The sequence below is a fragment of the Paludibacterium yongneupense DSM 18731 genome (assembly GCF_000422925.1).
GTDB classification, from domain to species: Bacteria; Pseudomonadota; Gammaproteobacteria; order Burkholderiales; family Chromobacteriaceae; genus Paludibacterium; species Paludibacterium yongneupense.
In genome coordinates, this window is record NZ_KE383963.1 from 69,864 (window position 1) to 76,728 (window position 6,865).

At 54.9% G+C, this 6,865-nt stretch carries 9 protein-coding genes and 1 pseudogene; 3 read left to right on the forward strand and 7 right to left on the reverse strand.

Annotated features, from left to right (window positions below; genetic code table 11):
* Positions 1-20: 20 nt before the first annotated feature.
* From G520_RS0120800 to G520_RS25875, 3 genes are all read right to left on the reverse strand, one after another.
* The gene (locus tag G520_RS0120800; RefSeq protein ID WP_028537341.1) at positions 21-287 is read right to left on the reverse strand and encodes a hypothetical protein; all 267 of its coding nucleotides are present in this window, start codon (positions 285-287) and stop codon (positions 21-23) included.
* Positions 288-690: 403 nt separating this feature from the next.
* Entirely contained in the window at positions 691-1,767 is a 1,077-nt protein-coding gene (gene darG / locus G520_RS0120805) for a type II toxin-antitoxin system antitoxin DNA ADP-ribosyl glycohydrolase DarG (protein WP_028537342.1), read from the reverse strand.
* On the reverse strand, positions 1,764-2,165 hold the full coding sequence (locus tag G520_RS25875) for a DUF4433 domain-containing protein (RefSeq protein ID WP_084637738.1): 402 nt from the start codon (positions 2,163-2,165) through the stop codon (positions 1,764-1,766). Before G520_RS25875 ends, darG begins: the two co-directional genes overlap by 4 nt.
* Here G520_RS25875 and G520_RS23730 point away from each other — a divergent pair.
* Positions 2,105-2,458, forward strand: a complete 354-nt coding sequence (locus G520_RS23730; protein WP_051229564.1) for a plasmid pRiA4b ORF-3 family protein — start codon at positions 2,105-2,107, stop codon at positions 2,456-2,458. The two genes, G520_RS25875 and G520_RS23730, sit on opposite strands and share 61 nt — an antisense overlap.
* A gap of 217 nt (positions 2,459-2,675) precedes the next feature.
* A pseudogene (locus tag G520_RS0120820) lies at positions 2,676-2,867 on the forward strand (ATP-binding protein); the annotation flags it as partial.
* A gap of 146 nt (positions 2,868-3,013) precedes the next feature.
* Here the strand turns inward: G520_RS0120820 and G520_RS23735 are convergent.
* The 4 genes from G520_RS23735 to G520_RS0120840 form a co-directional block, all read right to left on the reverse strand.
* The gene (locus tag G520_RS23735; RefSeq protein WP_051229565.1) at positions 3,014-3,829 is read right to left on the reverse strand and encodes a NaeI family type II restriction endonuclease; all 816 of its coding nucleotides are present in this window, start codon (positions 3,827-3,829) and stop codon (positions 3,014-3,016) included.
* Between the two features lie 133 nt (positions 3,830-3,962).
* Positions 3,963-4,982: a DNA cytosine methyltransferase gene (locus tag G520_RS23740; RefSeq protein WP_036666736.1), complete on the reverse strand. Its 1,020-nt coding sequence runs from the start codon at positions 4,980-4,982 to the stop codon at positions 3,963-3,965.
* 324 nt (positions 4,983-5,306) lie between these two features.
* On the reverse strand, positions 5,307-6,026 hold the full coding sequence (locus tag G520_RS0120835) for a hypothetical protein (RefSeq protein ID WP_028537345.1): 720 nt from the start codon (positions 6,024-6,026) through the stop codon (positions 5,307-5,309).
* Between the two features lie 14 nt (positions 6,027-6,040).
* Complete coding sequence (locus G520_RS0120840; protein ID WP_028537346.1) at positions 6,041-6,280, reverse strand: helix-turn-helix transcriptional regulator; 240 nt, start codon at positions 6,278-6,280, stop codon at positions 6,041-6,043.
* Positions 6,281-6,604: 324 nt separating this feature from the next.
* Here G520_RS0120840 and G520_RS24680 point away from each other — a divergent pair.
* Positions 6,605-6,865, forward strand: a 261-nt coding sequence (locus tag G520_RS24680) for a transposase (RefSeq protein WP_028537347.1), incomplete at its 3' end; no start/stop codon positions are given.

The following is a 6,865-nucleotide window of genomic DNA, read 5'->3' on the forward strand; positions in this document are numbered from 1 at the left end:
GCCGACGGCCGCGCCAGCCCTCAACGGCGCGCGAGCCGCCGCGCGGTCACGACGGCGGCCAGCGCCGGCACGGCGAACACGATCAGCAGGATGGGAAACTCATCGCGCACGCCGTAGCCGGCACGGCTCACCCCGACCCACATATTGGCCATGGCCGGCAGCAGCCAGGCCGGGATGAATACCCTGGCGGCCAGCGCCGCCGCCGCACGGCCGCCCCGCCGCCAGCCGTACCGCACGAACAGCCCCAGCAGAAGCAGTCCCGCGCCGATTACCGCTATCGTGTGCATCGCATTCCTTGTCATGCCACTTGGGGCGCGAGGCAGACGTCCCCGTGCCGCGGGTGGTGAATTAGGGGGACGGCCCCATGGGGACCATCGTCGATACAATTTATACGTGTTTTATCGGGGCGAGGTCGATGTTGCTGCCAGATGCCTGGGCGAACGATGTGTGTACGGGGGCGACGCATAAGATGAGCAGAGGGGAAGATCGGAATTTAGCCCAGAGTAAACGCGAAAAAATGCAATCCATCAAAGGGCTCGGTGCCACTGTCCTTTTGCCCCACCCCTAAGTGCCCCCGAGTCCGGCATGGGGTGTCCGGCTCCGCGGCAGCTTGCAGACGCCGCCCCTGATCATGATGAGCGAGGCGTCACGGCATGGAACGGCACTCTGGGAGGCATCCCGGAGAGACAACTAGGCAACGGCATTCGCGGCAGGTGACAAGCGCTGCAATGCGATTTCAAGTGCGCGATCATCGAACAGCCGGTCCTTGCGGGCTGCCGCCGTCGCACCCGCAGGCCAATGGCGCAGGCCGTTGCGCACCGCATCGACTGTCGGCTCAACCGCTTCGCGTGTCAGTAACCAATCCACCGTGGCCAGGAGTTCCATGCCATATGGCGATTCGAATCCATCAATCATGGTTGCCGTCTTTTCCAATGCCGGCAGAAAATCTTTGGCCTCAGTCTTCAGATAGGTCTGAACGACTCGAGTCTGAGCGTCATCGAACCAGATCACATCCAGCGGGCCCGCATCGCTGATGCGTTTTTCGCAATGCAGATAGCTTCCGTCCAGACTGTCCAGCAGGTGCTCGAGTCGATTCGCGTAAGGGCCAAATTTATGCGCCGTGAACCGTAGGTCGAGAGGGTCGTTGCCCGGGAGGGTAGACTCGATGGCACGGCCGAGAAACCAGGCGAGTTTCTGAATTTCGAGCAGACTGCATTCCATTCCGGGTACCCAGTAGCGGCGGACCAGGTCGACAATCAGGGCTCGAGCTGGTGTCAGTTTTTCGACGCCACTGCGCTTGGCAACATTCAGGTACTGGCCGGTCGGCTCGAAGACCCAGATTTCGGCATCGAGGTCCTCAAGTGCGCCTTTTATCAGCGGCTTGACGTCGTTCCAGTTCAAGCCTCCGTTTCCCGCTCCGAGCGGAGGGATGGCAACGGAGGGAACGTCGTTCTCCAGCAGAAAGCGCCGCAGGTCTCGCAACCCTTCCGCGATCCACTCCAGGCGCGAGGGCGCGCGCCAGTGCTGCTTCGTGGGAAAATTGACGATCCAGCGCGGGCCGTCGAGTTCATGCACCTGAGTGATATACATCTCGCCAGTGCGAACCTCACCGATTTTGCAGGCGGCGGCATAGCGCTTGAAATTCTCGGGGAAACGCTCCTTGAACATCAAGGCAATACCCTTGCCCATGATCCCGACAGTATTGACGGTATTAACCAGAGCATCGACCCGAGCTTCCAGTAGATTGCCTTGTGTAAATTTGATCATGAGAAATACCACTCTTGTCGCGCGACCACACTCAATGACAGTCCGCGGGTCTGAACTTTCCGCTCGATGTGCTGCCGGATCGTATCCGTATGGCAGACCACTCCGAGAAGACCGTCGACCGGGACATATTGGTGGATCAATGCCTCGGCCTGATAGCGTTCGAATTTCGCCGGATCGTCCGGGTCTCGCTTAAAATCTTTTCTTTGTAGCAGATCCCAGTCTATCTTATCCAGGTCTGCCGGGGCATCGTAAAAATTAGCCCACCGATAGTAGGCATGGCTGTCCGTAAATAGAAGCGGCAGGCCAAGATCGCAGCTTTGGCATCCCGAGCCCCGACTTGCCTGACGATGTGCTGTCGGAGAAGCGGGTGACCTTGAAGAAGGCCCTGGGTGGGACACGCAAGTTCGACTATCTGTATGACTTCGGAGATGGCTGGCAACATACGATCAAGATCCGTAAGACGATGCCGGGCGATCCCGGCTTGAAACTGCCCTTATGCACCGGTGGCGAGAATGCCTGCCCGCCGGAAGACGTGGGCGGCCCCTGTGGGTATGAAGAGTTCCTGGAGGCGATCAGAGATCCTCGGCACGAGGAACATGAGGCCATGCTGGCATGGTGTGGCGGCGAGTTTGATCCGGGCTACTTCGACCTTGCCGCCGTAGATCTGCGCTTTTCTACAATGAAAATCTAGGTTGGCAGGGGGGGCGGTTGATGCTTGCCATCGATCGAGAGTGTGGGTGGGCATTCATGGCCTGATCGTCATGCTATTCTTTATGCTTGGCCAAGGGCGGTTCCAGCCCGGGCACGGGTAGACGAGTCAAGACACGGGCGTGGCGTCCTATTTTTCTTCAGATGTGGGGCAGTCTTCTGGGGGGCGGGCGAGGGTACCAGGGGGCAAAGCGCTATGAAAAGGGTCGATGATCTTGTTGTCGAACCTGTCATTCAACCAGTGGGCCACGATTTTTGCCGATTATGCCGTGCTGACTGCAGCCATGCCCGATCGGTTACTGCACCATACACACATTGCCAGCATAGTAGGTGAATATAGATTGGGGGACAAAAGAAAAGCCGGGGCGGTTCAAGAAATCGACAACCCATGAGACCCGAGTGGGCCATATTTTGACTATCGTTGGCACATGCTGACCCACGGCATCGATCGCGTCATATCTATGTAATGTACCGACCTGACTGGTCTGGATCTTGCCGAGCTCGCTTACCTAAGCAGCCCTGACACAGGGGGACTTGTTCAATTTTTATCTATGCAAAGCCAGTCATTGTTATTGAACTTTGTAAATCCATGGCGAACGAATAGCTCTCGATCTTTTGCATAGGTTGCGCATAAAATAAGCAATCCGTCTTTTTCCAATATGCCTTTTGCTTCTCTTGCTCTCTTTAGTGGATCCTCGCTCCGAGCAATTTGAAGAATCGCAGAACGAGGTATGATTTGGCCTGTCACATTCCGGAACAGGGAGTGGAGTCTTGCTTTCCCTGTTCTCTGTGACAAAATGGTCTGTCGTGTCTCGTTTGGAAGTTCTAAGACGAAATTCTTCGGCATTGGGCTGTTTCGCAGGAACCAAATTGCATTTTCTTTTCCCATGCTGGAGACAGTCCTTTTCTTATCCTGATTCGCGCCTACGGTCAGCATGTCTGCTGTTGCTCTAAGAAGGCCAAAGCTGCATGTTTTCTTGACTTCGTCACCAGATACTAGAAGACATAGCTCATCTGAGGCTTCTGTCGGAATCATCCACTGGCCAGATAGTGAAAACTTAGTATCGACCTCGTGTCCGCAGATGAAATTGTCGAGTTTTTTCCCTCTGCCCAAGCCAAGTTCAGCCCTAAGAATGATTTCAATTTTTGTACCGATATATGTTTTCTCAGTCTTTTCCAATTGAGAAATCGCATACCGCCCCGTGCGTGGACCATCGATTACTTCATCGAAGGCCTGGCGAATGTACTGGCCTATTATCTCGTCAAGGTTCGGCTTTGCTACTATGTAGTTTGCCACTTCAATGAGAGCTGGATCGCTGGGCTGGGCTCTGTTGTCCAGAGTTGGGAGAAGCATCTGTTACTGCCTTTTGGCATAATGGATGCCAAAAGTATATCAAATTGCGAATGAGTAGTATATTTTCATCGCAATTGTGTGTCATATTTTACTCGGAGTTGCAGAACAGAGAGGGTGGCCTCCTCTGAAGGGGTTATCTGTATTGCCTATCAAATGCCTGTAGTGCTGCCATAATCTGTAGACCGACTGCTTGTGCTACAGGAGGTGGAAATGCGTTTCCGACCTGACGGTAGGCATGTGTTTTTGTTCCGATGAAGTGCCAGCAGTCAGGAAATCCTTGGATTCGGGCTGCCATTCTCACACTGAGTAATGGCATATTAGCGAAGCCGTCTTTGATCTTGCCATCGCGCATGACTACGCCGCGGAAATTACGCTGTGGTATTTCATTTTCGTCCGCCACACGATGGCCATTGATCCCGAGCTTTTGCCACGCAGCTTTTGCTCGCGCGGGACCAAGATCGGGCCCTCCATGTTTTTTTGAGCCACCTACTAGCGTTGGGGCGATGTCATTGGCTTGAGCCTTCCAGGCTTCGGCCCCTTCCCAGCCATTCGCACTGATGAGGTCAAACAGCACGTCACCGACTGACTTGGGGTTCTCTTGCAGTGCCTTCGGCCAGCTAAAGTGCGGCCAAATATTCTCTTGCATCGCGACAAGAATGAATCGAGGCCGCAATTGTGGCACACCAAAATCACTGGCGTTTAGCAGCTTCCAATCCGTGCAGTAGCCCATACTATGCAACGTGTCACGGATTGATTGCCGGTAGCTCGCAAATTTTTCTTCCATAAGGCCTGCTACATTTTCAAGCAAGACTGCTCGTGGCTGGATGGCTTGAACAATTTTCAGCGCGGCAGGAAACAGATCACGCTCATCGTCCGGTCCCAATTTTTTACCAGCCTTGCTAAATGGTGGGCAAGGAACCCCCCCAGCGAGAAGGTCAACTTGCTTGTGGAAATCATGGGCACGAATGTGAGCAAACTCGTGCAGGTCGCCCTCAATGATTTCCCCCCAACCAAGCTTCAGATGCTGGTTATTGTGGCGAAGGGTTGCGCAGGCATGTGCATCGATCTCTATTAATGCAAGGTGTTCAAAACCTGCATTGTGGAGACCCAATGCTTGGCCTCCAGCCCCTGCACACATCTCGATGGTGTTCATTGTTATGGACTGTCTTTCAGTGTTACGGTTAAGCAGGGGGAGATTATAAGGTGTCTGTACGGCTCTGTGGGGAGATCCTTAAGAGGTTTTTAGGATGCCAGTTGGTGTAGACTCATCGGCTAGCCGTTGATGATTAAGTATATGTCATGTAAGTATTTTCCCAACATGACTAGCTAAAAATGCCAAGGTTTCGCTCTCTCGCAAGTATCCCAGTATGGTGGCAAAGTCGGGCAAATTTCGCCCTTTGTGGCGTCGCTGGTGGCTTCATCGGTAAAATCCTGCTCAATGTCGAACCTAGCGGTTCGGATCGTGGCGCGTTGGATTTCAATTTGCTGGTCCTCGGTGGATACGCGAAGGTAGCTCGCAGGGCAGGGAAAGGTGGTGTATGGCGAGTGGGCAGGCAGCGTGATCGGAGCGGGGAGTCACCGCACTTGATGGCGTCGTAACTTCGTCTTCGTTCAAATCAGGCTTCTCCATGTACAACTTCTGCCGGATGCGGCGTTTAACCAGCGCCATGATCGCATCAATGGCTTCGTTATAGCCTTGCTGTTTCCACATCGCGAAGCGGCCTTCTCGCAAGTAGGCGTCTTGCGTCAGGGCGATGGCTTTAATCAGCAGGCCGCTTTGTGCCAGTGCATCCTCCATCAACGTTTTGGCGTACCCCTCCAGGGCGTCTTCCCGGCGACGGATATACGCATGACCGGCCATGTGCATGTCCAGCTCGGCTTCGTCGCGGGCGAGTTCCAGCTCGCTGATAAAGCAACGGTAGTCTTCGTCCAGCCTGTAGGCCGAGCGCTCTTCCGCCCGCAGGTCGTGCAGCTTCTTCGACGGCTTGCCCAGCAGTTCGCGCAGTACGGAGTGGGCCTGTTCGCGGAAGGTCTTGGCGGTGTTCTCGGCCGCCTCGACGTTCTGCTGTTGCTGGTTCACCAGTTCGACCTTGACCAGATAGTTCTGGCGTAAGGTCTGGTCGTGGGTCAGCTCGTCCTGGCAGCACTTCAGCAGTGCGAACAAGCCATCGTTCTTCTTCGTGTCAGTGACATACATAGGGCTCTCCATGCTCAGTGTCGGCGGGCGGCAACGCGGGACGCCTTCCAGGTTTCAATTTCGTTCGACAGCCAGGCCACGCTCTTGCCACCCAGCGGGATCAGTGCGGGCAAGTCATCGCGCTTGATGGCGTCGTACATCGACGAACGGGACATCTCGATCTGGTTCAAGACTTCCGGGAGGCGCAGAAAGCGGGCGCTGGCCACCGACAGGGTCGGGTGGAAGGGAACGGGGGAACGTGCGGCAAGATGCATGGTGCTCTCCTTATCAAATTCGAGTGCATACGCTGGGTTTGGCCCGGATGTCCTGGGCGACGGAATGCAGTATCCACATAAATTTAAGCCGTCCCCCGGTGCTAGGGTAGTTGTCGTGTCTTCAGATCGAATCAACTCATCATCCGGGGGCTGTGAAAGATCCATGTCGTGGCACGTCATTCACCTGAGCGCCGTGAGGCCTTACTCAAGAAGTTGTTACCGCCCTTCAACATGACCGTTGACGCTAACCCCCCTGTGTCAGGGTAGTTGAGATGATCCCTTTTCAGGGATTTCATACTCAATCCAGGGGGCCGGAATTTCACCATGTCGCGTTTATCCAAGGCTCGTAAAGACGCCATCCTGAACAGAATGCTAGCGCCGCATCCGCCCTCCATCCGCGAGTTGGCACAAAGGGAGGGGGTCTCCGAAACAACGCTATACAATTGGCGGAATCAGCTTCGTAAACAAGGTCGTCCCGTGCCCGAACATGACCGCAGCAGTGAGAACTGGTCTGCACAAACTAAATTCGCCGTCGTCGTCGAAACCCTGTCGATGTCGGAGATCGAGCTGAGCGAGTATTGCCGC

Bases quoted from the DNA above. Each gene is read 5' to 3' on its own strand.
- G520_RS0120840 (WP_028537346.1), bottom strand. From the start codon at position 6,280: ATGCATCTTGCCGCACGTTCCCCCGTTCCCTTCCACCCGACCCTGTCG.
- G520_RS0120835 (WP_028537345.1), bottom strand. From the start codon at position 6,026: ATGTATGTCACTGACACGAAGAAGAACGATGGCTTGTTCGCACTGCTG.
- G520_RS0120800 (WP_028537341.1), bottom strand. From the start codon at position 287: ATGCACACGATAGCGGTAATCGGCGCGGGACTGCTTCTGCTGGGGCTG.
- G520_RS23735 (WP_051229565.1), bottom strand. From the start codon at position 3,829: ATGCTTCTCCCAACTCTGGACAACAGAGCCCAGCCCAGCGATCCAGCT.
- darG (WP_028537342.1), bottom strand. From the start codon at position 1,767: ATGATCAAATTTACACAAGGCAATCTACTGGAAGCTCGGGTCGATGCT.
- G520_RS23740 (WP_036666736.1), bottom strand. From the start codon at position 4,982: ATGAACACCATCGAGATGTGTGCAGGGGCTGGAGGCCAAGCATTGGGT.